This is a genomic window from Pseudomonas nitroreducens, from assembly GCF_010994165.1.
GTDB classification, from domain to species: Bacteria; Pseudomonadota; Gammaproteobacteria; order Pseudomonadales; family Pseudomonadaceae; genus Pseudomonas; species Pseudomonas nitroreducens.
Genome location: NZ_WMBX01000002.1, coordinates 1,008,136 through 1,034,764 on the forward strand (window position 1 = coordinate 1,008,136; position 26,629 = coordinate 1,034,764).

Annotated in this window: 23 protein-coding genes; 12 read left to right on the forward strand and 11 right to left on the reverse strand. The window is 58.7% G+C overall.

Annotated elements, in window-relative coordinates:
• Positions 1-102 precede the first annotated feature (102 nt).
• A complete protein-coding gene (locus tag GJV37_RS12430; protein ID WP_193452583.1) occupies positions 103-339 on the forward strand; it encodes a transposase in 237 nt (78 codons plus the stop codon).
• Positions 340-567: 228 nt separating this feature from the next.
• On the opposite strand, the gene GJV37_RS12435 is transcribed toward GJV37_RS12430, so the two are convergent.
• The gene (locus GJV37_RS12435) at positions 568-993 is read right to left on the reverse strand and encodes a hypothetical protein (protein ID WP_193452584.1); all 426 of its coding nucleotides are present in this window, start codon (positions 991-993) and stop codon (positions 568-570) included.
• Positions 994-1,080: 87 nt separating this feature from the next.
• Here GJV37_RS12435 and GJV37_RS12440 point away from each other — a divergent pair, with 87 nt between their 5' ends.
• From GJV37_RS12440 to GJV37_RS12465, 6 genes are all read left to right on the forward strand, one after another.
• Positions 1,081-1,374 (forward strand): helix-turn-helix domain-containing protein, encoded by a 294-nt coding sequence (locus GJV37_RS12440; RefSeq protein WP_193452585.1) that lies wholly within the window; start codon positions 1,081-1,083, stop codon positions 1,372-1,374.
• A gap of 549 nt (positions 1,375-1,923) precedes the next feature.
• Complete coding sequence (locus GJV37_RS12445) at positions 1,924-3,159, forward strand: Druantia anti-phage system protein DruA (protein ID WP_193452586.1); 1,236 nt, start codon at positions 1,924-1,926, stop codon at positions 3,157-3,159.
• A gap of 18 nt (positions 3,160-3,177) precedes the next feature.
• On the forward strand, positions 3,178-4,839 hold the full coding sequence (locus tag GJV37_RS12450; RefSeq protein WP_193452587.1) for a competence protein CoiA family protein: 1,662 nt from the start codon (positions 3,178-3,180) through the stop codon (positions 4,837-4,839).
• On the forward strand, positions 4,836-6,728 hold the full coding sequence (locus GJV37_RS12455) for a hypothetical protein (protein ID WP_193452588.1): 1,893 nt from the start codon (positions 4,836-4,838) through the stop codon (positions 6,726-6,728). Before GJV37_RS12450 ends, GJV37_RS12455 begins: the two co-directional genes overlap by 4 nt.
• A 158-nt stretch (positions 6,729-6,886) precedes the next feature.
• The gene (locus tag GJV37_RS12460) at positions 6,887-7,762 is read left to right on the forward strand and encodes a hypothetical protein (RefSeq protein ID WP_193452589.1); all 876 of its coding nucleotides are present in this window, start codon (positions 6,887-6,889) and stop codon (positions 7,760-7,762) included.
• A 14-nt stretch (positions 7,763-7,776) separates the two neighbouring features.
• On the forward strand, positions 7,777-13,284 hold the full coding sequence (locus tag GJV37_RS12465; RefSeq protein WP_246228306.1) for a DEAD/DEAH box helicase: 5,508 nt from the start codon (positions 7,777-7,779) through the stop codon (positions 13,282-13,284).
• Between the two features lie 891 nt (positions 13,285-14,175).
• On the opposite strand, the gene GJV37_RS29515 is transcribed toward GJV37_RS12465, so the two are convergent.
• From GJV37_RS29515 to epsC, 6 genes are all read right to left on the reverse strand, one after another.
• Positions 14,176-14,544: a hypothetical protein gene (locus GJV37_RS29515; protein ID WP_246228307.1), complete on the reverse strand. Its 369-nt coding sequence runs from the start codon at positions 14,542-14,544 to the stop codon at positions 14,176-14,178.
• A 2-nt stretch (positions 14,545-14,546) separates the two neighbouring features.
• Entirely contained in the window at positions 14,547-15,443 is an 897-nt protein-coding gene (locus tag GJV37_RS12470; protein ID WP_246228309.1) for a hypothetical protein, read from the reverse strand.
• A complete protein-coding gene (locus GJV37_RS12475) occupies positions 15,430-16,785 on the reverse strand; it encodes a tyrosine-type recombinase/integrase (protein ID WP_246228311.1) in 1,356 nt (451 codons plus the stop codon). Before GJV37_RS12475 ends, GJV37_RS12470 begins: the two co-directional genes overlap by 14 nt.
• Before the next feature lie 175 nt (positions 16,786-16,960).
• Complete coding sequence (locus GJV37_RS12480; RefSeq protein WP_193452592.1) at positions 16,961-18,214, reverse strand: tyrosine-type recombinase/integrase; 1,254 nt, start codon at positions 18,212-18,214, stop codon at positions 16,961-16,963.
• Positions 18,215-18,776: 562 nt separating this feature from the next.
• The gene (gene dapA, locus GJV37_RS12485) at positions 18,777-19,643 is read right to left on the reverse strand and encodes a 4-hydroxy-tetrahydrodipicolinate synthase (RefSeq protein ID WP_084357884.1); all 867 of its coding nucleotides are present in this window, start codon (positions 19,641-19,643) and stop codon (positions 18,777-18,779) included.
• Positions 19,644-19,958: 315 nt separating this feature from the next.
• A complete protein-coding gene (gene epsC, locus GJV37_RS12490) occupies positions 19,959-20,912 on the reverse strand; it encodes a serine O-acetyltransferase EpsC (protein ID WP_089285771.1) in 954 nt (317 codons plus the stop codon).
• Positions 20,913-21,293: 381 nt separating this feature from the next.
• On the opposite strand from epsC, the gene ssuD reads away from it, so the two are divergent.
• Positions 21,294-22,436 carry an FMNH2-dependent alkanesulfonate monooxygenase gene (ssuD, locus tag GJV37_RS12495; RefSeq protein ID WP_193452593.1) on the forward strand — a complete coding sequence of 381 codons (1,143 nt, stop codon included), beginning with the start codon at positions 21,294-21,296 and terminating at the stop codon, positions 22,434-22,436.
• Between the two features lie 108 nt (positions 22,437-22,544).
• Positions 22,545-22,763 (forward strand): hypothetical protein, encoded by a 219-nt coding sequence (locus GJV37_RS12500; protein WP_024767194.1) that lies wholly within the window; start codon positions 22,545-22,547, stop codon positions 22,761-22,763.
• Between the two features lie 9 nt (positions 22,764-22,772).
• Here GJV37_RS12500 and GJV37_RS12505 read toward each other — a convergent pair whose 3' ends face one another.
• Together GJV37_RS12505 and GJV37_RS12510 are read right to left on the reverse strand one after the other, a co-directional pair.
• The gene (locus GJV37_RS12505; RefSeq protein ID WP_024767195.1) at positions 22,773-23,018 is read right to left on the reverse strand and encodes a hypothetical protein; all 246 of its coding nucleotides are present in this window, start codon (positions 23,016-23,018) and stop codon (positions 22,773-22,775) included.
• Between the two features lie 80 nt (positions 23,019-23,098).
• Positions 23,099-23,338: a hypothetical protein gene (locus tag GJV37_RS12510; protein WP_141678459.1), complete on the reverse strand. Its 240-nt coding sequence runs from the start codon at positions 23,336-23,338 to the stop codon at positions 23,099-23,101.
• A 248-nt stretch (positions 23,339-23,586) separates the two neighbouring features.
• Between GJV37_RS12510 and GJV37_RS12515 the strand changes: the two genes are divergently transcribed.
• Complete coding sequence (locus tag GJV37_RS12515) at positions 23,587-23,769, forward strand: hypothetical protein (protein ID WP_065085275.1); 183 nt, start codon at positions 23,587-23,589, stop codon at positions 23,767-23,769.
• Positions 23,770-23,939: 170 nt separating this feature from the next.
• Positions 23,940-24,107, forward strand: a complete 168-nt coding sequence (locus tag GJV37_RS12520; protein WP_081754103.1) for a con-10 family general stress protein — start codon at positions 23,940-23,942, stop codon at positions 24,105-24,107.
• Between the two features lie 123 nt (positions 24,108-24,230).
• Here GJV37_RS12520 and GJV37_RS12525 read toward each other — a convergent pair whose 3' ends face one another.
• Entirely contained in the window at positions 24,231-24,404 is a 174-nt protein-coding gene (locus GJV37_RS12525; protein ID WP_099051252.1) for a hypothetical protein, read from the reverse strand.
• A gap of 377 nt (positions 24,405-24,781) precedes the next feature.
• Here GJV37_RS12525 and GJV37_RS12530 point away from each other — a divergent pair, with 377 nt between their 5' ends.
• On the forward strand, positions 24,782-25,423 hold the full coding sequence (locus GJV37_RS12530; RefSeq protein ID WP_037010488.1) for a phosphoribosyltransferase: 642 nt from the start codon (positions 24,782-24,784) through the stop codon (positions 25,421-25,423).
• Positions 25,424-25,523: 100 nt separating this feature from the next.
• Here GJV37_RS12530 and GJV37_RS12535 read toward each other — a convergent pair whose 3' ends face one another.
• Positions 25,524-26,564 (reverse strand): LacI family DNA-binding transcriptional regulator, encoded by a 1,041-nt coding sequence (locus tag GJV37_RS12535; RefSeq protein ID WP_037010490.1) that lies wholly within the window; start codon positions 26,562-26,564, stop codon positions 25,524-25,526.
• Positions 26,565-26,629 lie beyond the last annotated feature (65 nt).

Below are 26,629 nucleotides of genomic sequence, written 5' to 3' on the forward strand. Positions count from 1 at the left end.
TGGACACTGACTTAAGGTGAATAATGCCCATCGCAAGGAGTGTTCATGACCCAGGCCCGACGACGTTTTCCCGAATCCTTTAAACGCGAGGCGGTAGACTAGGTGCTTGCCGGTACGCCGCTTCGTCATGTCGCCGAGACGCTGGGCATCGCTGAAAGCCTGTTGGGCAAATGGAAGCGCCAATACGAGCAGCAAGATGACGATGCCGTTCCGGGCAACGGCAAGCAGCGGGGCGAGAGCGCGGAGCTGCGTCGCCTACGCCAGCAACTGGCGCAGGTCACCATGGAGCGCGATGTTTTAAAAAAGGCGCTCGCCATCTTCTCGCAGCCCACGAAGTGAAGTTCCGCGCCATCGAGGCGTTGGCCGGTCACTATCCCGTAGCGCCGATGTGCCGGTATCCCGCAGCGGCTTCTATGCCTGGCAGCAGCGGCCACCTTCGGCGAGAGAGATGGCTAGCACCTGAGTCGATGTTTCACCAATTTCTTCGGCTTAAAGGCTAGGCATACCGGGACTTTCAGGGAAAGTGTTTCCGCGAGGGGGGCATTATAAAAATGCCCAAGGTTGGCGTCAGCATTGAAAGATGACGCGTCTGCTAGTCCATTGATTGCTCGGTTGCATGGCGACATCGCCATCGACGTATCGATGCCCACTCTCAACGAGGAATTGGTAGCAAAGCGAGTCAGCACTGCGGAGTTGCACAAGCTCAGACAGCACCTCCATGCGCCAACTGTTGGTGTTGTTTAAGTAGCTCGGGGTGACGAGTTGTACATTCTCAATCTTCATCGTCTCGCTTTGCTGGGCAAGCAAGGCCTCTAATACGGGCACTTCTTGCACCATTAGCATGGTGCATAGCGTCTGACCCGGGTGTCCTTCGAGCACCGAAACGTAGAACCAGGGGCCGTGGAGACTCTGCTCGACGACGCTCCATAGCTGGGCGTCCCCGCCATACAGCTCATCCGACGAGATTTCCGCCTGCTTGTGGGTTCTGAACATCTGGCCTGTTCCGCTAAAATGAACACTATAGATTGTAGTCCTAAAGTGTTCCGAAGGGCTTCATCGTTCCCTTTGCGAGGCGCGCAAATGGAACCGAAGCAGGCCTTTGGCCAAGCTCTCAAGGCGTTGAGGACGAGCAAGCATCTGACGCAGGAAGACTTCTCCCAAGTCAGCAGTCGTACCTACCTCAGCACTCTCGAGCGAGGACTCAAAAGCCCAACGCTCGAGAAAGTAGGAAGCTTGGCGGCGGTGTTGGATGTGCATCCAATGACGCTTTTGGCGTACACGTACCTGCAGCTCGAGCGCGAGGTGGACCTAGAAGGCCTGATAGCGAGGATTCGAAGGGATCTCGCTGATGTAGGCCTTGCATCAGGCCCCTGAGGAACGGCATCACTGAGCACATTGCAGCGTTCTGAACCACCTCAGAGCGCATGCCCACAGGGGGTTCGCTATGGGCAAGTCGCGACTTGAAGAGATAGACCTCGATAAAGTGGAAGAAATCATGGCAAAGGCGCAACCGCCGAAGCAGCTAAGCGAGCAGACGAGCTTAACCTGCCACATGCCATCGAGGTGGGCGGGCGGTGATGTGGCAGTATCCCGATGGCCGACTTGTGGCATTCGACAGCAACCGTGAAGTACCTAGAGAGGGGCCAGCCTAGTCCCCCGATTGCGCCTACTTAGGAAACCGGGGCAATTCATCAGTCGCTCCATCAGGCATGCTTGGCTGCGTTGATGTCATTTTGGTGGCGCACCTCTTCATAAATTGGTGGGGGCGGCGTAGGATCGGACTCAATACGGCAGCTACGTGCATTTCCCCTCGACGCGCAGTGTTGACGCCTGTGCGAACTACTTCTGGGCGCCGGAAGCGAAACAACTCGACCTTTATTCGCCCACCTCGTTGAGATGAACTCCAAGCAAGGATGCAGCAACATGCCAACTGGCAGAGCGATTATTATTGGAGTCAATCCGAGAGAAGCAAATCTCAAGCGAAAAGTGCGAGAGCATTTGCATCAACTAGGTTTCACGAGGACACAGGAGGGGGCCCTGTGTCCACCTGGAAATGGTAAGGAAGCCATCCGTGCTTTACACGGCGCCCAACGCGAAGAACGGCTCAGCGCCAGCGAGCGCTTTATTGCGCGGAGCAGCTCCAAACTGATGCCGTATTTTGCGAATGGCTGCGAGGTGGTGCCGGAAAAGATTTCCCCAGTGCTTGAACGCGTGTCGTCCGGCACGTGGCAAAGTGACCTTTTTCGGCTGGCGTCACTGTCTTGGTCTGTCCCTGTGTCTAACGGTTTTGGCAGACGCCTGCGTTACCTTGTCTGGGATCAGACAAATGGCAAACTGATGGGGTTGATTGCCATAGGTGATCCGGTTTTCAACCTTGGCGTTAGAGACAAATTCATCGGCTGGGATACTGCGGACAGGGCTGCCCGGCTGGTCAACTTGATGGATGCCTATGTCCTTGGAGCGGTCCCACCTTACAACGCCTTATTGGGCGGTAAGTTAGTCGCTTGCCTGCTTCGCAGTCGGGACATTTATGATGATTTTGCCAGTGTCTACGGAGGCTCTACGGGCATCATCTCGCAGGCCGAAAAAAATGCGCGTCTGTTGGCGGTCGTGACGACCTCGTCGATGGGGCGTTCCGCGGTCTATAACCGATTGAAGCTGGATGGCACGGAGTACCTCAAGTCCATCGGCTTTACCGGTGGCTGGGGACATTTCCATATACCCGATTGGTTGTTTATTGAGCTTCGAGACTATCTTCGTGAACTCGACCATCATTATGCCGACCAACACGCCTTCGGCCAGGGCCCTAATTGGCGGTTGCGCACCACGCGCGCGGCACTGAAGGCACTGGGCTTCAAGGACGATCTGATGCGCCACGGCATCCAGCGTGAAGTCTTCATCTGTCAATTGGCCGGCAACGCCGCGAAGCTCCTGCATTGCGGCAGCGGAAAACCAGACACCCAATCGCTGTTGTCGGTAGGTGAAATCGGTGAATTAGCGCTGAATCGCTGGATGATTCCACGCTCAAGGAACAGGCCCGAGTTTCGCGATTGGAAGCCGACGGATCTCATTCACCTGTACGGCAGCCAAGCGTGCCATTTTTCAGCACCCAGCCACTTAGCCACCGAGTCGCGTTGCGTTGTAGGTTTACGCAGTTAAATGTGAAGGATATGAGCGATGGATTGCGCCATAGACCCGGTCAAGAATAAATCGGTTACCGCCGATATAGCGTCACGCACCGGCTATTATATTTGTTCCTACTGCCGCAAGCGGGTCGGACTTCGTTCGGGGCCATCGCGAAAAAACTACTTCGCCCATTGGCGTGGCGTGTCCTCTAGTTCCTGCCCCTATTTCATGTCGGGCTCATTGAACCACGTCAGTCATGACAAGGTTCAACCACTGCCAACGCGGCAGATGGACCTGCGCCTGCTGATAAAAAAAGGTGAGAACGCCGGGGCGTGGTGGATTGAATTAATCCTGCCCCCCTGTCGAGCATGTCATGCCTTCGTCAAACTCGATGTCGGCGGCAGGGTACAAAAGCTCGATATGCGGGGGATGGGCTCAGGCTTCAGGGTCATGGCCGAGCCCACGGCGAACGATTACAGGATCATGTCCTTCGAAGGCAAGCCGGACCCTTCGTTCGTAGTGGAAGTTGCGCGGACGTGCCCAGGTCTACCTGCATTGGGTGCGGCCGCATTCACCGCTATTGGCCGAGGCGCCGAAAGGGGGTTTCCCCGCGCTCAAGGGCTAAATCGCTGCGAAACCTACGCCCTGCTATGGTCGGTACCGGTGACCCCGGAGTTCCCTGAAGAACTGCTGGTGGACAGACTCAAGTCGCGGCAAGGCTGGAATTTGGCCCTGGTCACCGTACCGGAAGCCCCCTCAGACGCCTGTATCAGTTGGCTGGAAGCCTTTACTCAACTAAGCGTGATGCCGGCGGCGCCTGCGATCACGACCATTTGGCCGTTCCTGAGCCGCAACGCGAGCATCAATACCGTTGAATATATCGAGTCCGACGCGGTCATCCTGGCCGCCCATAGGATGCCGGGTAGCCCCCACGACGGCGGACCAACCTTACAAGCCGTCAATCAGCATGATTGCATTTCCGCAACAGCCCCCGATCGATCACCCGCGCTATTCACAGTGATACGCGCTGGAAGCGATGAATTCAGGGTCGGCAAGAGCGGTCACCCAGATGCCGACAAGTATTTTTTCAAGAGCACATCGCTGGGACGAAGCTTTAAACACCCTACGGTGGACCTGGTCTTCATTGACGAGTGTGGCGAACGTCTTGTTGCCTCATTGCACCGTAGGCAAAGCCAATCGTATGTGATGGCCACGCGAGCGGGGGAACTGCATTTTGACTCCCTCACAATGCCGAGAGGGGCCCAAGGTAGGCTGGAGGTTGTCTCACACAGTGGGCATAAGGACTACCGCCGACTGGCGTCTAGCGAAGTGTCGGCTGACCACGCACCACAGGCATGCCAGTTGCCACCGGCAATGAATAGCTTGCTCAAACAATATCTCACTGACCCGCAATACCACCTCTATTTGGATTTTGGCGGGTTGGGCCGGTTGGCCATCGGGGCTATACAACTGCCGGCCACACCCGCTTTGCTGACGCTCGGGCGATCCTTACGCTTGCGTCTGCAGAGCTTTCTATCCCAGCTACACGTCGGTGGGGTAACCGCAATCTCTGGCAGTGATCAGGCATTGGTCAGCGCGCTTGGTGCATCAGTGCCTAGGCCGGAATTGCTCCCTCACTACCGTCAACTGGTGGCTGCTGTGCGCGCCTGTGGATTTGATATTCGTTTTTCAGGAGATGGAGTCTCGCGATGAGCTACCTGTACAGCCAAGAGGCACGAGAGCGGATCTCGGCGCTCGGAGTCACGATGATTACCGAGTTCATCGAAGAGGTACCCCATGCCTTTCGCAAGTCGTTCTTCGACCGTCAAGCCTCGATCCCCGGTTTTAGGCGCGGATCCCCGCTAGAAGTCAAGGAGAAACAACGGCGGTTGATCGGGCACCTGGTGCATCCCCAGCCGGGTCAGAAAGGGGAGGCAGACTGGAACGCTTTCGCTAGCCTGTGGGTGGCGTGGGCAAAGAGCCGCTTGGACAACGCGTTTCCCGCTGCAGACAAGTCACCCCAATCGGCAGACACAGGCGCTGAGTTCTTCAAACGATTAGCCGAGTTGTGCCCGGACGCTCCTCGGGAAACGGTCGAGCGACTGGCCGCGTACAGCGGTTTCGCCGAAGACCCGGCGATGCAGGCAGCCCTGAACAGCTTTCATCCGGCGTCCACCCTGGCCAGGGATCGCATGATCGATGGCTTGCCGGGGCGTTTGGATAAAATTGAGGGTTATTTTGAACTGGCCGAAACGGCGGCTGAGGAGACCGCTGAGCGCGTCGACCAACTGGAAGTGAATGTCACTGCAACGACTGAAGCGGTTAAGCAACTGACAGGCAGTTTCGCTGGTGTTGACCATGATGTCGAAGCATTGCGTACTGCGCTGCACTGTGTCACTGACCGCTTGCAACAACTGAGCGAACTGGCTCAGTCAACGGCCGGGGCGCAGCAAGAGGTATCGCATGCGGTAGCGCACGCAGACCTCCGCGGCGAGCACATGTCGACTGCGCTGGACTCCCTCTCTGTTCAGGTCGCAGACCTGGTGGCTGAGCGCGCACAGGTCCTAGCTTTCGAGGAAGCACTGACCAACCTTGGTGCACGCATTCCCGACTGGGAAGTCACGGCGGCCACCATCGCGGCGTTGCGCGAACGCCTCGACGAGCATGATATTCGGGTTGCCAAACCGCGTGACGAGACCGGTGGCCAGACACGCGTCCGCTTGACCGAGAACGAAGCAACCGGCCCGTTCGTTGAAGTCAGCTCTGTGGACGCCGCCTGGAAGGTCATAGCCAACAACCTGCAGGCATGCGGTGTGGTGAAGAACGATGCCAATCGTTGCGCACGGCACATCCTGGCAGCAGTTATTTCCGGCCAGTTGATTCAGTTCAAAGGGTCAACGGCTGACTTAATTGCAGATGCCGTGGCAGCAGCTGTAGGAGGGACGATTTTCCATGAGTGGCGGGTTCCCGTTGGTCTTCTGTCGGAGGATGCCGCGACCGACTGCCTCGAAGTGGTGAGCGACTCGTCTGGATGCCTGCTGCTCAAGGGGGCCAACCGGTCTGCGTTTGAAGTATATGGTAGTGCCATCCGCGATCTTGTGGCGCGTCGTCAGTTCACCCTGACGGTCGATACGCGTCTGGTTCTGATTGCGTCTTGGACTCACGGCCCTGCGGCATTTCCAGACGGCGGTACGTTGTCTGAACTCGGACCTGTGTTTGATACGGATGAATTTGCTATGCGGGGGTTATCCGCCCAGGTGCCGCTGATGCAGTTTGGCCACCTGGCTGTGGAGGATTGGAAAGCCCTGCACGGCCCTGCCGAGAGCACGCTGTTGGCTCTACCGAGCACGTTGAGGGAGCGCCTTGCACAGGTAGATTTTATTCCTGGGAATCTGTGGCTACGAGTCGCTGACCGGGCATACGCCCAACTGCGACTCCTATCACCAGGCCCTTCGGAGCGAGCGCTTCATGTGGTACTGAAGCAATGGGCACTGCCGTGGGCGCAATCACTTGGGGGGCCGGTCGACGCACTTACGCGTAGCACCACCGAGCTTCTGAATGAAATCAACGCGCAGGCGGTCCACGCGGAGCGTGTTGAGTGAAGTGGCTAGGAAGCGATCGTGATGCCGCTCGGAAAACCCTGGCAGCCGGTTTGGGCTATAGAGGTGACGGTGAGGGATTGAGGATCGCGGCGGTAGCTGAGTGCCTTCGGGTCGCATCCTATCTGTGTTCTGCGCCCAACACGGATCGGGAAACTTGGGTGCCTGCGTCCACGCTCAGCTTGACGAGCCTGGTTCGCCGGCGTTTGCTCCCCCTGTGGCCGACGCTCGACGACGAGCAGGCCGCTGAACCGGGTATCAAAGCGATTTTGGAGAGTCTGGGTAAGCTAGGGGATCTGGTGCGACTCGACGGCGGACGTTGGCTAACCCCTCCACCACAGGCGATCAGAACCGGGGGCCCGCTGGCGGTGATCACCGGCGGAGGGCCTGCACAAACCTTTCCTTGGTCAATCACGATGCGTGGGGCAGGCAGGCTCAGGCTGATCGACGTCGATGCTTGTGCAGGACGCATCGACCTCTGGGAGCCACAGGAATGGATTGGCGCACCGCTCGAAGGATTGCAGGAGTGGTCGATCCAATTATTGACGAAGGCCAAGGCGCAGTTGAAACCTGCGCTGAATGAGCTTGCGGACGTTTCAATCCGCACCAGTGGAAATTGGGCGGCACTGCCTGCCTGCGCGACCGCCGAAGGTCTCTTCCTAGCCAAATGTCGGACAGGTCCACGGTTTGAATACTGTGTGGCCCAGGTGTCGCGAGGCCATCTGCGGCAGATGACCGGACTGCGACGGGATGAGGCGAGTCGCTTGCAGTTTTACCTCGACGCGCAAGCCGGTTTTCCCATGAAAGTTCAAGCGCATGTTTGGCAATCACAGGTTCGACTGCGCCTGAGTCGTCATTTGCCGCGGGAAGAGGCTCGAGCGCTGCTGCTGGGCTGGAAATTACCGCCGCATAGCAGTGGCGGCGCAACCGCGACCAACTATGTAATACCGCGTGAGATGTTTCCGCTCGTGCGCCAAGCGCTGACAGGGCTAAGCGTGGACCTGACTGAGCGTGAGTTTGCAGAGGGAAGACCATAATGGGAGGGATTTCGATGAATGAAGCGTCGGGTGTTCACGAGACAGCGAAAAGTTTGGCCGAGAGCCTTCGGCAATACATCGAAGCGCAATACCATATTCGTGATGAAGGGCTTGTCAGAGAACGTCATGCTCTGCTGCTGCGCCCTGAAACTATTGTTCAGACGCCTTATGTAGAAGCGACGGCGGTCTACAAAGTAGGCGATCCGTTCGAACATCTCGCCATTCCGAAGATTGCCTCCGATACGCTCACTCAGTTGTCGCACATGGGACTCGGCCTTTACCCTCGTCCCTACGAGCACCAATCGCAGGCGCTCACTGCATTTTTAGGTGCCGAGGCAGCGGATCTTGTCGTTGCAACGGGTACCGGCTCCGGCAAAACCGAAAGTTTCCTTATGCCAATTATTGGTCAATTGGCGATCGAGGGGCAGGAGCGGCCCGAGTCAGCGCAGTTGCCGGGTTGTCGGGCCCTATTGCTATACCCCATGAACGCCTTGGTCAATGATCAATTGGCGCGGATCCGGCGCCTCATAGGAAATACTGGGGCGTCGTCGATCTTGACGCAAAGCCGTTCCCAGCCGATCCGTTTCGGTAGCTATACCGGACGCACCCCGTATCCGGGAGAACGTTCCAAAGAACGCGACGAGCGTTTTATAGAGCCGCTGTTTGAAGAGTTCTATAACAAAGTGGCCGTGAAGCCTGCTGTGAAAGATGAGTTGATCAGGATCGGACGTTGGCCGAGCAAGGATCTGGAGGGTTTTTATGGCGCCTCGGCCATTGAGACCAAGACTTATTCATCAGGGAAGAAGAAGGGCGACAACTTCACCAAAAAGCATTGGGCTGGCCGGCTTCAGACCCAGCCCACTGATCGCGAGATGATGACGCGCCATGAAATGCAGGCGCGCTGCCCAGAGCTATTGATCACCAACTACTCCATGCTCGAATACATGCTCATGCGACCTATCGAGCGCGATGTATTCGATCAGACGAAGACTTGGCTCAAAGCGGATCCGCGCAACGAGTTTATCCTCGTTCTGGACGAGGCACATATGTACAGGGGGGCCGGTGGAGCAGAGGTGGCTTTGTTGATCCGGCGCCTCTGCGCGCGACTCGACATTCCACGAGAGCGCATGCGATGCATTATGACCAGTGCGAGCCTGGGGCCCGCAGACACCGCCGCGGTAGATGGAGAGCGTTTTGCGCGGGATCTGACGGGCTTGGCCGATACATCGCCACGACGCGTCAGGGTGATTCAGGGGACACCGGAGCAACGTTGCGTAGCGCAGGCAGCGCCAGTAGCACAGCTTGAGGCGCTGGCAGATTTCAATCTGGCCGATTTTCAACGCTCAGCCGAGGACCTCGACGCGGCTACTGAAGCGGCGGCGCACCTCGCCCATCAGCTCGGCTGGAGCCAACCGCCGCGCGGAGATCATGCCGCGTTTCGCAACTGGTTGTTCGAGCATCTCACGGGATTTGAACCGCTGGAGAACTTGATTACCGCGGTATCGGGGCGTGCGGTTCGACTAGACGATCTGAGTGATCGGCTGTTTGGCGATCACCCATCGGTCGATGCGGAAAAAGCCACCGATGCGCTTTTGGCACTGGGTAGCTACGCACAACGGAGCACGGATGGCCGGGTACTGCTGCCCACGCGTCTGCACCTCTTTCACCGCGGATTGCCAGGCCTGTTCGCTTGCGTGAACCCTGCTTGCTCCAAGCGCCTAGCTCATCATGACGGGCCCACCATCCTAGGCCGTTTGCACACGAAACCGTCAACCCAGTGTGGCTGCGAGGCCAATGGCCGCGTGTATGAACTGCTCACACATCGTGACTGCGGAGCTGCTTTTTTACGTGGCTTTGTAAACGAGGACCAGGACTTCGTTTGGCACCAGCCCAGTGGCCCGTTAACCGATGGTGCGGTTTCTACGTTGATGCCGATCGAGTTGTGCGTGGAGGACGCCATCCATCCTCGCAGTCGACATATCGAGAAATGGCTACATATGGCCAGTGGCAAGCTCTCGGATGAACAGCCTAGCGACGAAACCGGGTTCCGCAGGGTCCGTGTACCGGACAAGGCGGCGGACGCCGGCAATCTGACTTTTGACCACTGCCCGGTTTGTACCCGTAAGATAAAAAACGCCAAAGACGCTCCATCAAAAATCATGGATCACCTTACCAAGGGTGAGGCGCCGTTCACTGCGCTCGTTCGGACGCAAATGGCAAAACAACCCGCCAGTCGAGCCAAAGATAGACGGCACCCGAACGCCGGTCGCAAGGTGCTGATTTTCTCAGACGGTCGGCAAAAGGCCGCTCGGCTAGCACGTGATATTCCACGTGATATTGAACTCGACGTGTTTCGACAGGCTGTTGCATTGGCTTGTCACAAGCTCAGGGGGCTACAAAAGCCCGCCAAGCCCACGGCCTTACTCTATCTAGCCTTCCTTTGCGTCTTGAATGACCACGACCTGCCAATGTTCGACGGCGGTGATTCGAGACGAGTCGAGAATGCACGCAAATTACTTGATGACAATTATGATTCCGACCTGATCGAAGCCATAGAGGCAAGTTTTACGCCACAGGAAATCCCGGCGCGCTACCAGATTGCCCTCCTCAAACTTCTTTGTGGCAACTATTACTCACTGACAGGGACAATGGTCGGCTTCGTCGAGCCAACCCCCCAAAAATTACGAAAACTCAGCCAGCACTTGTCGACGGCTGGGCTAGCGATCAGCGATGCAAACCTCCGTGAATTGGCGGTAGGGTGGATTGACTCGATGTTACAGGAGTACGCCTTCGACAAATCCATTGAGCCGGTCTATCGCTGGAAGGCAGCCGGTTATGCCAACTCGGCGTGGGGTAGCACCGGTCAGTTTGGAAAAGCTTTAAAGGAGAGTCTGTTAAACCATTTCGGTTGGTCAAATGAGGCTTTACAGCGTGTTGAATCGATCTTCCGAGATCAATTGGCGGAAGAGTTCGAAGGTTTCTGGTTCCTGGTGCCTGACTCCTTAGCGGTGGTCGTCGACTTGGCCCACTGCTGGGCGCAATGCGCTGACTGTACTGCGCTGACGCCCTTCGCCTTAGCCGGCAAGGTTTGTATGGCGTGTGGCAGCGACGCAGCCTCGCCCCTTGATCCGAAGAACAGCGACTATGTCACAGCGCGTAAAAACTTCTGGCGGCTTCCAGTGGCTAGGGCCCTAACGCCAGGCGCAGAGCTGTCCAACATGAGCGTCGAAGAACATACCGCACAATTGTCGAACCGTGACCGTAGCCGGGTGCACGCGACCACAGAACTCTATGAGATGCGGTTCCAAGACGTGCTGATTGAAGATCGAGATCGCCCGATCGATGTCCTCAGTTGCACTACGACCATGGAGGTAGGCGTCGACATCGGTTCGCTGGTCGCCGTAGCGCTGCGGAACGTCCCTCCGCAGCGGGAAAACTACCAGCAGCGCGCCGGTCGGGCAGGGCGGCGCGGTTCGTCGGTTTCAACTGTAGTCACCTACTCACAGAATGGTCCGCATGACAGCCACTACTTCTTGAACCCGGCACGTATCGTGGCCGGTCCGCCTCGTACACCGGAGGTCAAGATCGATAATGCGAAAATCGCCCGCCGGCATATTCACGCGTACCTGATCCAGACTTTTTTCCATGAAATCATGGCGCAATGCACCGGTGCGTTGACTGAGAAAAACTCGTCACTGCTCAAAGCGCTGGGGCCGACTGAGGATTTCTTCTGCAGCACCGAGCAAACCGGGCCCACCTTGAACAGCTTCGAAGCTTGGGTAGCTCGTCGGGTGCTGGCCAGTGACGGCGATCTGCGCGAGTCCATTGTCGCCTGGCTGCCGCCGGGGTTGGATACTCGCGGGCTTTCATTGATGGAATGGCTGGCTGACACCAGTAAGGGCTTGCTGGTCGAACTCAAAAAGCTTGGCGCAACCGTCGAAGCGACTACGACGCATGAAGTTCTCGCTGACCAAGAGATACAGGATGGCGACAATCCCCCATCAAGTATCGAACAGGCGGAACTACTGGAATTCTTGTTCTTCCACGGCTTGCTCCCCAGCTACGCGTTTCCGACCAGTCTTTGCAGCTTTCTCGTGGAAAAGTTCAGCAAAAACGCTCGGGATCGATGGGAGGTGCGTACGTTGCAACGCCCGCAGCAGTCCATCATCAAAGCCCTGAGCGAGTACGCTCCGGGGCGCCTGATCGTCATTGACAAGAAGACCTATCGCTCAGGCGGTGTCTTTGCAGATCTACCAGCGGGTGTCGTAAATCGTGCAGGCCCTCTCTTCGAGAACAAAAAGCCGCACACCCACTGCAAAGCCTGTTCTTTCGTGCGTGACCCTAATCGTTCTGCTAAAGATCAGATGATCTGTCCCGTCTGCGGCCAACAGTTGGTGACTGAACAAATGATCGTGCCACAGGTATTCGGGCCGGAGGGCGCTGCCGATTTGCCGGAAAATGACCGCGAGCAGGAAATCACCTACGCGACGATGGCCCAATTGCCGCAACCCGTCGATCCGGAGATTTTCAGCTTTTCGGCCTGCGGTCCGTATGCAAGCTTCACCCATGCTGTCGACCGTACGCTTGTCACCGTCAACCGAGGCAAGGAAGGTACAGGGGAAGGGGGGTTTTCAGTCTGCATGGAATGCGGCCATGCCTCGGTCTTTGATCAAGAAGCGAAGGCGGGAGCACATGACCGCCCCTACAGGCAACTCGGTCCAAAAGGAACACCGCCGAAGTGCTCTGGCCAGTTCGCACGTGTGTTGCTGGGCCATCACTTCAACACGGATCTTCTGCTGTTACGAATCAAAATCGCAGAACCGATCGTGACCGATACGGTAAACGGGGTAGTACTGCATATTCTCGAAGATGCTTTGCATTCACTTGCAGAGGCGCTCCGACTGGCGGCCAGCCGGCATCGGCAACTAGATCTGGACCCTGCCGAGTTCGGCTCTGGCTTTAGGATTGAGCCTGCGTTGCAGGATGACGCCCGTATCCTGGATATATTTTTGTATGACACGTTGTCAGGGGGGGCAGGGTACGCAGAGATCGTAGCGCGGCACATGGATGAGGTACTAGAAGCGACGCTTGAGCTCTTGGAAAACTGCACATGCGAGATCTCATGCACAGAATGCCTCAACCACTTCCATAACCAACATCTTCAGCACCGCCTTGATCGGCATTTGGGTGCAATGCTCTTGCGTTACGCGGTACGAGGAGAGGTTCCAGCCTGTTCATCGGCCACCGGCCAGCTGGTAAAACTTGCTCAGCTTCGAGCCAGCCTTGAGTTAGCGGGATATGCCTGTAGGGTTGGCCCCACTCAATCTGCGCCTTTGCTGGTTGAGCAACAGGGTAAAACGGTGGCGGTGGGCTGCTACCCGGGACTGATCGATAGCCTTGAGCGCCAGCAACCCAGCGCCGGCACGGCAGGCGTTCACGCGGTAATCGGGCTCAACGAGTACCTACTACGCTCAGATCTTGCGAGCGCTCAGTTGAAGGTTCAGGCACTCTTCAAAGCGTAGTTTTGGAGCTTAGCCACCCGCTCAGTCAGGCCAGTTGCGTGACTGAGCGGGTCGTTTTGTAAGAGGTCATCTGCGGTTGGGGCGTAAGACCTAAACTTGGCACGTAGGGATTGGGGCGAACGCCGATTTATTTCAATCAGGGCACAATTCAGCAGTAGGTGCGAATGAGTGGAGCCAGTCAGAGCGCCCGTACACAGAGGTTTCGCTATGGGTAAGTCGCTATTTGAAGAGATAGGCCTCGATAAAGTGGCAGAGATCATGGCCAAGGCAACCGCCGAATCAGCTAAGCGAGCTGACGAGCTAGGCCTGCCACACGCCATCGAGGTGGACGGGGGGTGGATGTGGCAGTATCCCGATGGTCGACTTGTGCCATTCGACATCGAGCATGAAGCACATGGAGCGGATCCCGCTACGCCTTCCAAGTGCACTAAAAGCTAGCTATCTCTAGACAGCAGCTTCCGCCCCAAAGCCGACTGCGCAGTAAATTGCTAACGCTTGCGTAGTGGAGCAAAAATCTCCTCTACATCCAGCCCTCTTATTAGGCAGTTTTGCGAAATCACCGTCAGGGCCTCGTAAAGTCGATCTCGCTGCTTGATCAAGTCAGCATTCTCTGCCTGCAAATGGGCAACTCTCTCTTCGAAGCTTCTACGACCGCGCTCGCTATCAGGGTATTTTCCGCTCTCCCTCAGTTGTACGAGGCGGGCGGACTCTATTCGCCTGCCACGCTCACCTACCAAGGTCGCTCTACTCGTCAGCCCCAGCCGCCGTTGCACCTCCGTGCGTGAAATGGGGGCACGCTCCAAGCCAAGGCTGATCATTTGGACGAGGAGGGCATCAATCGCCTCATCTAAGGCGGCGCCTCTCAAGGACTGTCGTTGCACTATGCTGTCTCTACTCATCTGAAACTGAGCTGTGGCGCCTGTTGGCATCAGAAATCGTCATCGGCCGCCCCGCAGGAAATACCTGCTGAACACCAGCACTATGCCGTGAAAGGGCAGTCTGCAGATTGTTGAGTTTGTGCTCTTGATCCGCCAGCCACACGTCACTGCCGGCCTCGCCATCGCCACCTTCGCGCATGATAAGGATGGCAGAAGCTAGCCGCTCGGCTTGCTCCTGCAAGTTCTTCCTTTCGGATGGCGTGCCCATCAGATGCAGGTGCGAACAATCGTTCCAACATTGCAGATGTTTAGGGCAGGGCGCCTGGGAGAAATCATGGACGCAGCCGCCAAAGGGTGTGACATGCAGGGCTGTGGCGTGCACGGTTAGAAAGGCCTCAGCCGTGGTCGTACCTTTGTCTTGTAACAGCGCGTGGTAGCTATCGGTGAACGAGCCCTGGATTTGGCCCTTTCTAATGCCCGCATGTAGAAAGTCGATGCGTTCTTGGTAGCTGTTGAACGCCAGAAACTCTTGGTGGGCAGCGAGGGAATGACCGCAACCTCGTTACCCCGCTGGCCGGTCGCAATCAACAAATCTATCACTCGGAGCAAAATTTCCTCGCCTGAGCTTAAGGGCTGGTTTGTGCATTGCGCATAAGCTTCCATGGCTTCGCGAGAGGGTAACTTCTCGTCAGACTTACGTTGCTTTACTGCGCGATCAGGATCATGCAAGGAAATGTAATCATGGCGAGCTTTCTCGGGGCGAACATCATGCTCAAAATGAATGGCGATCTCAGTTATTTGCAACTTGTCAATTGTGTCAGCAATCACCTTGAGGTGCGAAATCGCATCGTACAAATTCTTGTAACTGCTCGCGCGAAGAAAGCCTACTACGCGATCAAAGTCAGAGCGTGTCAATCGGATAGGGGCTGCTTCCCCGCGCTCGTATAGCGAGTTGTACAGTCGCCTAGTGGCGATGTTGTAGGCCGCGACCATCGAGAACTTTAATCCCCGGGTGCGCTGCAGGTGCACAATGATGGCCTTGCAGAAGTCCTGAAAGGCTGGGGGGAGAGGGGCCTTGGGTGGAGCGGAATATCCGGTCTTCTCGAGCGACTGCCGGTGTGTTTCAAAAGTAATCGTTTGTGCATTATTTCGTTGGGGAAGCCAACTTTCTACTGACCATTGAGTTGACTCCCACGGTGTTTCAATAGACAAGTCCTGAAAAATGACTCGCTCCTGGCTTACGAATGCGTCCAGGTTCTGCTGCGCTCTAGACGGAGTCATCTTCAGATACCCCCATATGCCCTTTGCAGCGCTCAATGGTGGCCGTTACAGCCAGAATGGTGGCCTGGTGTTGCGCCAGGGGACGATTGTGGCGGAGTTCGCCAGCTTGCTCCGCCATATCGATGAAGCGTTGCGCTTCTCGTTGCAAAGCTTCTTTCACCTGTTCATGGCGGCCGTCCGCGAAAGGATGAAATTTTTTGCAGGTGTAACAGGCATAGACTGGATTGTAGGGGCAGTGCGTGTGAGCTGGGAGGGCACAGGCACCTATGTCGCCGATATACTGCATATCGACAACACCGCGAACCTCCCTTTCGGCCGAAGTATCGCGGCGATGTACGATCTCACCAGTCAAGAGACTCCGCATGATTCGTTGATAGGCAGGGCTTTTGCCGAGCGCCTTCTCCTTGATGCGGGCAATATTAGGAGTCGCCGTGACATAGGCGCGCGCCGCGACCGTGCTGTTGTGGCCGAGCAGCTCGGCGATCAACTCTGCTGGTGTTCCCTGATCCGCCAAGCCTTGACCTAGGTGATGGCGCAGCAACATAGACACTTGATTCGGCCGTTCTATGTCTGCTTCACGCAACTCACATTTGAGGCTTTTGCCGATATCCATTGCCGATAGGCGCTTACCTGTAGAGCTGACAAACAACGCTTCACAGGTGCTGCCAAAGCGACGCCTAAGTTCGGCGATTTGACTTTCAATCTTTGCCCCCAGCGGGCTGGTGATCTTACGAGGGCGTCGCTCTGGACGACGTTGGCCGATTTTTTTGGCCATCGGTAGCCAGAGGGTGTAGTACTTATCGTGGCTAGAGGTTTCGACGACCTCAAAATCGGCAATATTCAGTGAGTGAAACTGAATATTACGTGGCGCCAATTCAAAGCCCAGATGAAGAATTATGTTGAGCTGAAAATCCTCCCATCCTGACGCTAAAGCTTTTCGCTCAATTCTTTTGAGTAAGCGCACTTCCTCATCCAGTTCTAGGCCGGATTGAGAGAGAAATATTCGCGCATAAGGGTCTACGTGGCTGCTCTTAATTTCTTTTATTGCTAGATATGTTTCTCTGCTAAATCCGGAAATCCCTCTATTTATCGCCCAGCGATAGAGCGTTCGAAAGAATATCAGGCTTTCTCTATATTGCCTCCATGAGTACAGAGTCTCCACCACCTCTTGTCGTGCCCACGGAAATTTTAATGCAATAGGGCTCTCTGCTAGGCGATGAAGAACGCCGGTAATTTTAAATGCTGTAACTGGAGCATATTTCTCCAGCGCATGAGCTAGAAAGGATTTGGCAATTTCCAGAAACTCCGGATTCAGATTAAGCTCGGACCAGTTGACTGACATTGCTTTGCCGCCGTCATGCCAAGTCCAAATACTTGATCGTGTATCCACATATCGCGGCTGATCGTCGGTACGAGTCCGAATGGCTATCTTGGGAGGCCCTTGAAATACGTACGGAATCGAAGGAGAGGGCGGGGACACTTGGTCCTGGTTTGCGGGCGCAGTCACAGGCACCTCCTTAGCCGTCAAGCCTTGTCCATGCTGCTGAAGTCCGCTGAGCGTTGTGCAAATTGGCCGACTCCGCGAGATAACGGCTTGCATAGCGACGTGGCATCACCGAGGTGTCGGACCAACCGCAGACCCGCCGGAGCTCATCCATCGCTCGTTCCAGTTCGTAACCGCGCGCCTCAATTAGGTAGGCCAGGAATCGATCCGCGAAGGTATGGCGAAAGTCGTGTGCCGATAGTGTAGGCAGTACTCCGGGGTAGGCCAGTTCAATGGTCAGAAACAGCCGATCAAGTACGTTGGCTAAGGCGCGGATTGACAGCGGGCGGCCCCGGTCGGAAATGAATAGGTAGCGGGACGGCAGCTTCATCGGTTTGCCGTTACGGATGGGGCGCCGGCCGCTCTGGATATATCGTTCGTAGACCTCATACAACTGTGAAGAGATACCTACGGTGCGGCTCTGTGTTTTCAGGGCTGGCTCTTCGGCTCGCGGGTCATTTGGATCATGCTCGCGGTCATTGATGCTGACATAGGCGTGCTGGGAGCCGTGGTTGATATCGGTGGTGTAGAGCTTCAGGAGCTCACCACGACGCATACCCGTTTCGAGCAGCAGTTCGATCATCAGCCAATTGCGCAGCTGGACTCGCTCAGGGAAAGGATTATCCGCACCACCTGGGCAGATCAGGGCATGGATGATCTCGAGCTGCGCCTCCGTCAGACTGCGGTAGCGAGCCTGTTGAGGGCGGACCTGAACGATGTGGCTTTCGAATCGACGCTCGATTGCTTCCGCGACGTCAACGAAGGCTGCGTTGATTAAATGATGAGTTCCAGTACTGGCTGAGGTACGCGGTAGGTAGCGGGTTGCAGCCCAGGCCAGGTAGCGCTTCAGCAAACGCAGGTACTGGTCGCGGGTTCGCAGATCGATTTGGGGGAATAGGGACGAATCCGCAGCACCAATTCTGGCGGAAATATTGTCAGCTCGCCGGCCGCTCAAAAGCCAAACGACGTATCCGTCCAGCACGGCCAGGATCGACTCAAAGCGGCACGCCAGGATGGCCTCATCGACATTGAGGCTGCGGCTCTCCGCATAGATATAGAACGCCTGAATAGCACGCAGGTGCGCTGCAGCGGTGTTATAGGCACGGTACTTGAGTTTGAGTTGGACATAGAGAAACGGAACGAGCACTGGTAACGGTGCAGCGACACCATCCTGCACAAGCAGAGGCATTCGCTGGCCTGTAGACAGATGGCACTGAATCAGCCTCATAGGCCGAACCCTCCATGAACAAATGAGCATAGCCCGTTTGTAAGAGTGGACGCCGGAGTGGGATCAGTCGAATCAGAGGCTTAGGCTTCTCATGAACATCTATGACATAGCACCTGGTTTAACATAATATACATTATGCGAAGTTACCTATGGCGCTACCGGGCTCGAGTGTCACGAATTTCAATCCGCAAAATCCCCCGCCTGGACAGTTCTGCTGCCTTTCTTTCGATTCCGGCTCAATCCACGTCGGTTCACGCCGATGCGACTCGATTCTCTTGTTCCTGCGCTTCGCGTATCACTGATGTCGATGCTCATGCTGCCTCTTGCCAAGCCGCATCTGATTTCAATGCACAGGTATCCGTTCAGGGTTTGCAAATCATTCGAGCAGACGCTCAGGCAGCGAAAGGTCTGATGCGAGTATTAAAGCCGCCTCAGGATCATGCCGCACGAGTCAGGCGCCACCCATTCCACTGCAGCCGACTTCGTCTTGCCAGTCGCCAGTAACGCGTTACCAAATATCCCTGCTCATTCTGGTAACGCGTTACCTGTCCTTTTGCAGAGCCTATCCAGCCAGCGCCGCCAAAACCCCGCGCAGCCTTCCCAGCGTCGCCGGCGTGCACGCCTGCATCGGCTCGCGCACCTCGTTGGCAATCAATCCTTGCAGTGCCAGCGCGCCCTTGACGGCTGACGGATTGGGCTCAGCGAAAGCGGCCTGCATCCAGGGCAGCAAGCGGTAGAAAATGGCTCGGGCAGCGATGACATTTCCTTCCTCCATCTGCCGGAACATCTGCATGTAGAGCTCGGCACCCACATGGGCCGACGCCGAGATCGCGCCGGCACCGCCCAGGCACAGGTTGGAGAATATCTGCAGGTCCTCGCCTGTGAGCACGTCGACGTGTCCGTCGGCGATCAGCGCCATGGTAGTTTCCGGGTCACCGCCGCAGTCCTTGATCGCGGCAATGTTGGGATGGCGGACGATGCGGCGCAGCGTTTCGCGCTCGATGCGCACACCGGTGCGGTACGGAATGTCGTAGAGCACAACGGGCACGCTGGCTGCGTCGGCGATGGTGTGGAAGAAGGATTCCAGGCCGGCCTGCGACGGACGAATGTAGTACGGCGCCGGCACCAGTACAGCAGCCACCGGGCGGCGCTGGATGTCCTCCAGGCAGGCCAGGAGCTCAGGCTGATTGTTGCCTGCCAACCCCATGATCACCTGCCGCGACGGCACCCATTGCAGTACCGCATCGAGGATTTCCAGCTGCTCCGAGTGGCTCAAGGCGGCCGCCTCGCCGGTGGTGCCGCAGACGACGAAACCGCTGACGCCCTCCTCCAGCAGCTTCGCTACCAGACGCTGCAGGGCCGGAAAATCGACGGCGCCGCCACGAAAAGGCGTGGCCAGTGCCACCCAGATTCCACGAAAACTCGACATGCAAAAAACTCCTGTTGGCTGACCGTCGGGTCGCCGTCAGGGAGGGTGTGGAAATCAAGCGGGAGGGAGGTTCGACCTTGCGCCTTGTGTCCTGTCAGCCCATCTGACGGGACAGCGCCCCGGTCAAATGAGCGACTGTTTCTTCGATTTCTTCGCAACGACGACGACGCACGCGCCAGCCTGGGCAAGGAAGCCCGAAGCGGAAAGCGAATGATCGTGAGTGGGAAGCATGGAAATGCCGTTGCGCTAAATGTCTGACGGATACTGCTGAAGGAGCGAGGGAGCTGTCAACTCCCCCGCCCCGTTTCCATCGCATCAATCCTTGCCGCAGCGACTCTCGTCGTGCTGCAGGCTGGCTTGGCTCACCTGGCTGCCTGGCGGCACGCTGCGAGTCAGCCAGACGTTGCCGCCGATGGTCGAGCCCTTGCCGATGGTGACGCGCCCCAGGATGGTGGCGCCGGCGTAGATGACCACTTCGTCTTCGACGATCGGGTGGCGTGGTTCGCCCTTGTGCAACTGGCCGCTTTCGTCAGCGGTGAAGCGCTTCGCACCCAGGGTTACCGCCTGGTAGATGCGCACCTGTTTGCCGATGATCGCGGTTTCTCCGATGACCACGCCGGTGCCATGGTCGATGAAGAAACTGCTGCCGATCTGCGCGCCGGGATGGATGTCGATGCCGGTGGCCGAGTGAGCCAGCTCCGAGATGATCCGTGCCAGCAATGGCAAGCCGGCGTTGTACAGGTGATGCGCAAGGCGGTGGTGGATAATCGCGACGACGCCCGGGTAGCACAGCAGAACCTCGTCGACGCTGCGCGCGGCAGGGTCGCCCTGATAGGCGGCGAGCACGTCGGCATCCAGCAATTTGCGCATTTCCGGGAGCGCACGGGCGAAGTCGCGTACCAGCAGCACGGCATGCTCGTCGATCCGACCATCTACTACGTCACCGCGCTGCCGCGCGCTGTAGCGCAGTTCCAGGCGGGCCTGCACCAACAGTGCATTGAGGGCCGCGTCCAGCGTATGGCCGACAAAGAAGTCTTCGCTTTCCTCGCGCAGGTCGTTCGGGCCGAGGCGCATGGGAAACAATGCGCTCGCCAGGCGTTCGACCACTTCCTCGATGGAGTGCCGCGAAGGCAGTTCACGACCGCCCTGTTCCGGATGTCGCCCAGTGCGGGATCGCCACTCGTTACGGGCTCCGCGCAGGTCCTCGACGATCTGCGCCAGTTGCCAGTTCACCGGGCCATTCTCGTTCAGTCGATTGGCGTCGTTCATCGCGTGCTGTGTTCCTTGGTATTCAGAGGCTTCGATCACGAATGCCTATCCTGATCGGTCGCGCCTCCGAGGACAAATCGCCGGAAGGCATAACCTAATGCCTTTTTCGCAGCACCAAGTGCTGGCACAGCAACAGTCGATCAACAGCACTGCTGCCGCAGCAACACCTGCCCAGCGGCGACCCCCCCGGAATCCGCGGGGCGCAGCGCTGGCACAAGCCTTGCTGCCCCGCAGGACCGCAGCGCAGCCGCCCTCGTACCTTCCTGCCTGAATCGAGCGCACCAACCGTGCCGGCTGCCGGGTCGCATTCCAATGAAGACTTGCCACGCGTGCACCGACAGGGCGACGCCCTACTTCGATGATGGCAACGAGGACACCCCTATGAGTCTGGATATTTTCTGGTTCCTGCCGACTTCCGGCGACACCCGCTACCTGGGCCATTCCGGCAGCGGCCGCCCGGCGATCAACGAGTACATGCGGCAGATCGCGGTCGTCGCCGACCAACTCGGTTACGACGGCCTGTTGATTCCCACGGGCAGCAGTTGCCTGGACCCCTGGGTCACTGCGGCCAGCCTGGTGCCGGTCACGCAGCGGATCAAGCTGCTGGTGGCACTGCGCACCTCGCTGGGCAACCCGACAGCCTCCGCGCGCCAGGCCGCCTCCCTGGACCAGGCCAGTGGCGGTCGGCTGCTGCTCAACGTCGTCCCTGGCGGAGACAGCACTGAGTTGGAGGCGGATGGCGTTTTCCTCGGCCACGACGAACGCTACGCCGCCTCGGATGAATTCCTCACCATCTGGCGTCGCCTGCTGTCGGGCGAGACGGTGGACTTCGAAGGCCGGCACCTGAAGGTAAAGGGTGCGCAGAACTTCTTCCCTCCCGTGCAGAAGCCCTACCCGCCCCTGTACTTCGGTGGCTCCTCCCCTGCCGCCCATGAACTGGCCGCCAGGCATGTGGATGCCTACCTGACCTGGGGCGAGCCACCCGCCGCCGTGGCCGAGAAGATTGCCGACGTGCGCGAACGGGCAGCACGCCTGGGGCGCACGGTGAGATTCGGCGTGCGCTTGCATGTGATCGTGCGGGAAACCAACGAGAAGGCCTGGGCCGCCGCCGACGAGCTGATCAGCCACCTGGATGACGCCACCATCGCGGCCGCGCAGTCGAACTACGCGAAGATGGATTCGGTCGGCCAGCAGCGCATGGCCGCGCTGCATGGTGGCGACCGCAACAAGCTGGAGGTTGCGCCAAACCTCTGGGCCGGCGTCGGCCTGGTCCGTGGCGGTGCCGGCACCGCACTGGTAGGCGACCCGCAAACCGTCGCGGCACGCCTGCTGGAATATGCCGCGCTGGGAGTCGACAGCTTCGTGCTGTCGGGCTACCCGCACCTGGAGGAAGCCTACCGATTTGCCGAGCTGGTATTCCCGCTGCTGCCTGGCAAGGGGCGTGTCACGGTGGATGGCGTGCTCACCGGGGGCGCCTTCGACGTACGCGCCGGGCGCGAGGAGGCCAAGGACGCTGCCGCCTGATCGGTCAGCTCAAGTGTCGGTCCGATGACCAGTATTGCCCCTGAGCGATCAGGGGCTACTCTTGTCAGCCATTCCACAGATCGACCCTGCCAGGGAAGTCGCACGACCATGCAATGGCTGATCGAGTATCAACTCAACGGCAAGGACCGCCACCTGCTCATGCGCGCGCGGAGCATTCCCCATATCAAGGCGATCGCCTTCTCCATCTATGTTCGTGAATTCCCCGAGCAGCCCCGCCCGCTGCACTCCTCCGCCGAGGTCGAGTCCTGGCTGGGCGCCCGCGGCATTACCATCTGCGACGTCCGCCTGGTCTCGGCGCAGACCTGAGGCGGCGGCCTAGTCTCCCGCCCTGGCAACACGGTAGGTTACGTCCTGCACGTTGTGGGCTTCCACATTGCGGCGGATGGTGTGGTAGCGCTTCTGGTAGCCGCGCAGATCGTGGATCGGGATGTGCAGATGGCGCGCCACGTGGCTCCATGCCCGCGCTTCGCTCATGGACTCGTCCTCGGCTTCGAACTCGAATTCCCGCCCGTCTCGCACAAAGCAGACGTGATAACGCCTGGTCAGGGATTCGTCCTGCATGGTGCCTCCGGATTCTGGCTCTCTCCCAAGCACTGACCGGGCGACCGTAGCGGCGGTTCAAATCGATCGTTCGAGCTGGATCAGTCCATGACCACCCATGAAATGGTGCCTCCCTCGCCGGACGCATGGTGCAGCACGAGATCGATCCGGTGGGCGGCGTGAAGCAGGGTTTCCGCGTCGTGCTCCAGCAACTGCGCCGCGGCCATCAGCGCCGATGCCGTGTCGGCAGTGCCAGCCTTGAGCGCGGCCTCGCGCAGCACCTGGACAACGCAGGTCTCGTTGAAAGCCGAGGCCATTAGCACCTTCCGCAGTCGTTCCACGTCAGCCTCCCTTGGCCCTGTGCGCCTGTGAGGAATAGCTCCATTTGACCTAGTGCGTCGCCTCGGCCGACGATTGGCGCGGCTTGCGAGCTCGGCTATTATTGGTAACGCGTTACCATGAAAAGCGGATCAATACGGTAACGCGTTACCAACCCCCTGACGAGGCCCGCATGAAAGACGCCAAGGACAGAGCCACTCGCGACGCTTTCGAAGCCCCGAGCAAAGGCCGCCCCCGCAAGGAAGGCGCCATGACCAACGCCGAAAAGCAGGCCGCCTACCGCAAGCGCCGCGCGGAATCCGGCGGCGGCGCGGTCATGCTCAACAACGAAGAAATCTGGCTGATCTGCCACGCCCTCGATGGCAAGGTCTGGGAGGCGGACGCCGAGCAGCGGCAGAAGCTCATCGCCCGGCTTCGCAAACGCGTGGTGTGACGGGTGTGCCAGCAGGCGAACTCCGCTCGGCCGTGCTCCCCCATATAACGAGCGGCCGCCCGATTCATGCCTGATCGTTCTTAAAATCAGTCGAACACCGCTGATCGATTTGTTTCGGATGAAGTGAATGCACCGCATTCGCCCATTCACTTCCCACGGAGTAGTTCCCCATGGCCGAACACAGAGGTGGTAAAGGCAACTTTGCGGAAGACCCCCAGCGGGCATCCGAGGCCGGCAGGAAAGGCGGCCAGCATAGCGGCGGCAATTTCAAGAATGACCCGGCGCGAGCATCCGAGGCGGGTCGCAAGGGAGGCCAGCGCAGCCGCGCTGATCACTGACCGGCAGAGGGTGGTCTCCGGCGCTCGCCGGCACGATGAATCCACTCTGCTCTCTTCAACGAAAACGGCGCCCAGGGACGGGCGCCGTTTTCGCTGGCCGCCATCGGTGCGGCGGAACCCCGGTCACTGAGTGCAGAGCACCTCGCTGACCTGGATATCGGAGCGCGAATCGCGCCCGATCGGCCCATGCAATGCGCGGACGAATTGTTGCGCCTGCTGGCGGCTCAGGCTCTCCTGCACCAGCACAGTGCTCATGGGTTGGCCGTTGCGGCGGTAGCGGATCAGGTACGCGTGCATGGCAATCTCTCCTCGGTTGGCTGGTGGCGGACGGAACTCGCAGGAGCAACTATAGGCACAGCTCCGGCAAAGAGCGGGATCGGTACCGTTTCGGCATGGACCTGATACTGGGAGTCGCAAGACCGGCAGTCGTTCAAGGTGTGTGGCAGACGCTCCCGATAGGGCCGTCCGTGCGCAATTCCTGAACCTTCGATGGGGCTGCCGCTCACAATTCACGGCAGCCCCATGCAGGCTCAGTCGGTACGAATCTGCCAGGCGCCATCGATTTCCGGCGGCTCGCAGTCGCAGCGAGGTCCGTCTGGCCCGGACCGGCAAACGCACCCGCAAATGGCGCCGGGCACGGGCCAGGCTGCTGTGATTCGCGAAAGGAGGTTCAGATGCCCTCAGTGCGATACACCAATCGTCGCCATGCCGGCGTGGCGCTGGCGATGGTCCTGCGCGACATGCCGCTGGAAAACCCGCTGATCCTCGCTCTGCCCCGCGGTGGCGTGCCCGTGGCCAAGGAGGTCGCCCGAGCGCTGGGCGCGCCGCTGGATGTACTGCTGGTGCGCAAGATCGGCGCACCCGGCAACGAGGAGTACGCCCTGGGCGCCATTGTCGACGGCCCCGAGCCAAACTGGGTGGTGGACGAACAGATGCTCGAGCAGCTTGATCCGCCGCCGGAATGGTTTGAACAGCAGGTGCTGGAGCAGATCCGCGAACTGGAGCGGCGCCGTTTGCTGTACCGCGGCGCGAAGGCGCCAGCGCAACTCGAGGATCGCGACCTGATCGTCGTCGATGACGGCCTGGCGACTGGCAGCAGTGTGCGCGCCGCGCTCAAGTGCCTGCGTGCGCAGCACCCGCACAAGGTGGTGCTCGCCGTTCCGGTGGGCCCGGCGGAAACCGTGCAGAAGCTGCGTGACGAGGTGGATACCCTGATCTGCCTGGACACGCCGTCACCGTTCCGCGCAGTGGGTGATCACTACCGGGACTTCCACCCGCTCAGTGACCAGGAAGTGATCGACCTGTTGGCCAAGTAGGCGCGTTAGAGCTTGCTCGCGAACCGTTCAAGCGCGGAGCCGCCGGGATACTCGTTCACGAGCCGGCTCGCTCCTGCAGTGGATGGACAGGCTGAAGGGCTCAAGCGCTTTCGCGCTCCAGCACCCGGCAGCCGAGCAGGTTCAGGCGTTCCACCTCGCCATCCAGTGGCACCACACCGATGGACTGCAGCACGCGCAGCGCTGCAATCTCGCCGATCTCGCGGGCTGGCGGCTTGATGGTGGACAGGTTGGGCAGCAGCATCGGCGCGAAGGGATAGTCACCGAACCCCAGCACCGCGCACTCATCAGGAATCTTCAGCCCTGCGCGCTGCCCCGCGAGCAGGCCACCGGCAGCGAGGTTGTCGTTGGCGAAGACGATCGCCTCGGGACGTTGCGACCCTCGTGCCATCAATGCTTCCATGGCCTGCCGCCCAGCCTCGAAAGGCGCGCTCTCGGTGGGTACGAACATCCAGGGCTCGCCACCCAGTTCGCGCAAGGAATCGGCATAGCCGTCGCGGCGGTCCAGGGCGCTGAAGTCTCCTGGCGCGCTGTTCTGCACGAAGGCGATTCGCCGGTAGCCCTTGCCGTGCAGGTAGTGCACGGCATCCACGCCGACCTGGTAATGGGAAAAACCGACCTGGATCGGCGCGCGCCCAGGCTGGTAATCCCACACCTCCACCACTGGCATGTCCGCCCCTGCAATGAGCTTTTCGGTGGCCGGCGTATGGAAATGGCTGGTCAGCACCAGCGCCGCCGGGTTCCAGCCGAGAAAGGCGCGTACGGCGTTTTCCTCCCTGTCTTCGGAGAAGTAGCTGGATGCCAGCAGCAGTTGGTAACCGTGCGCGGCCAGGGTGTCGCTGAAGGCCTGGATGGTGTCGGCGAAGATCGGCCCGGAAATGTTCGGCACCACCATCCCCACTACCCTGCCCCGCGCCGAGGCCAGCCCGCCGGCAACCTGGTTGGGCACGTAACCCAGCTCCTCCACTGCCGCGGCGATGCGCTCGCGCAGGTCATCCGACAGCTGCGCCGGCTGGTTGAAGTAGCGCGACACGCTGATGGCGGAAACCCTCGCCAGCTCCGCCACGGCGGTGAGCGTCACGCGCCCTGCCCCACGGCGTTTGCGCGGTATCTGGTTGGCCAATTCGGCGCTCCTGTTTCTTTAAGTCAGGAATATAAACGTAATTTTTAATTATTTGACGATCTATC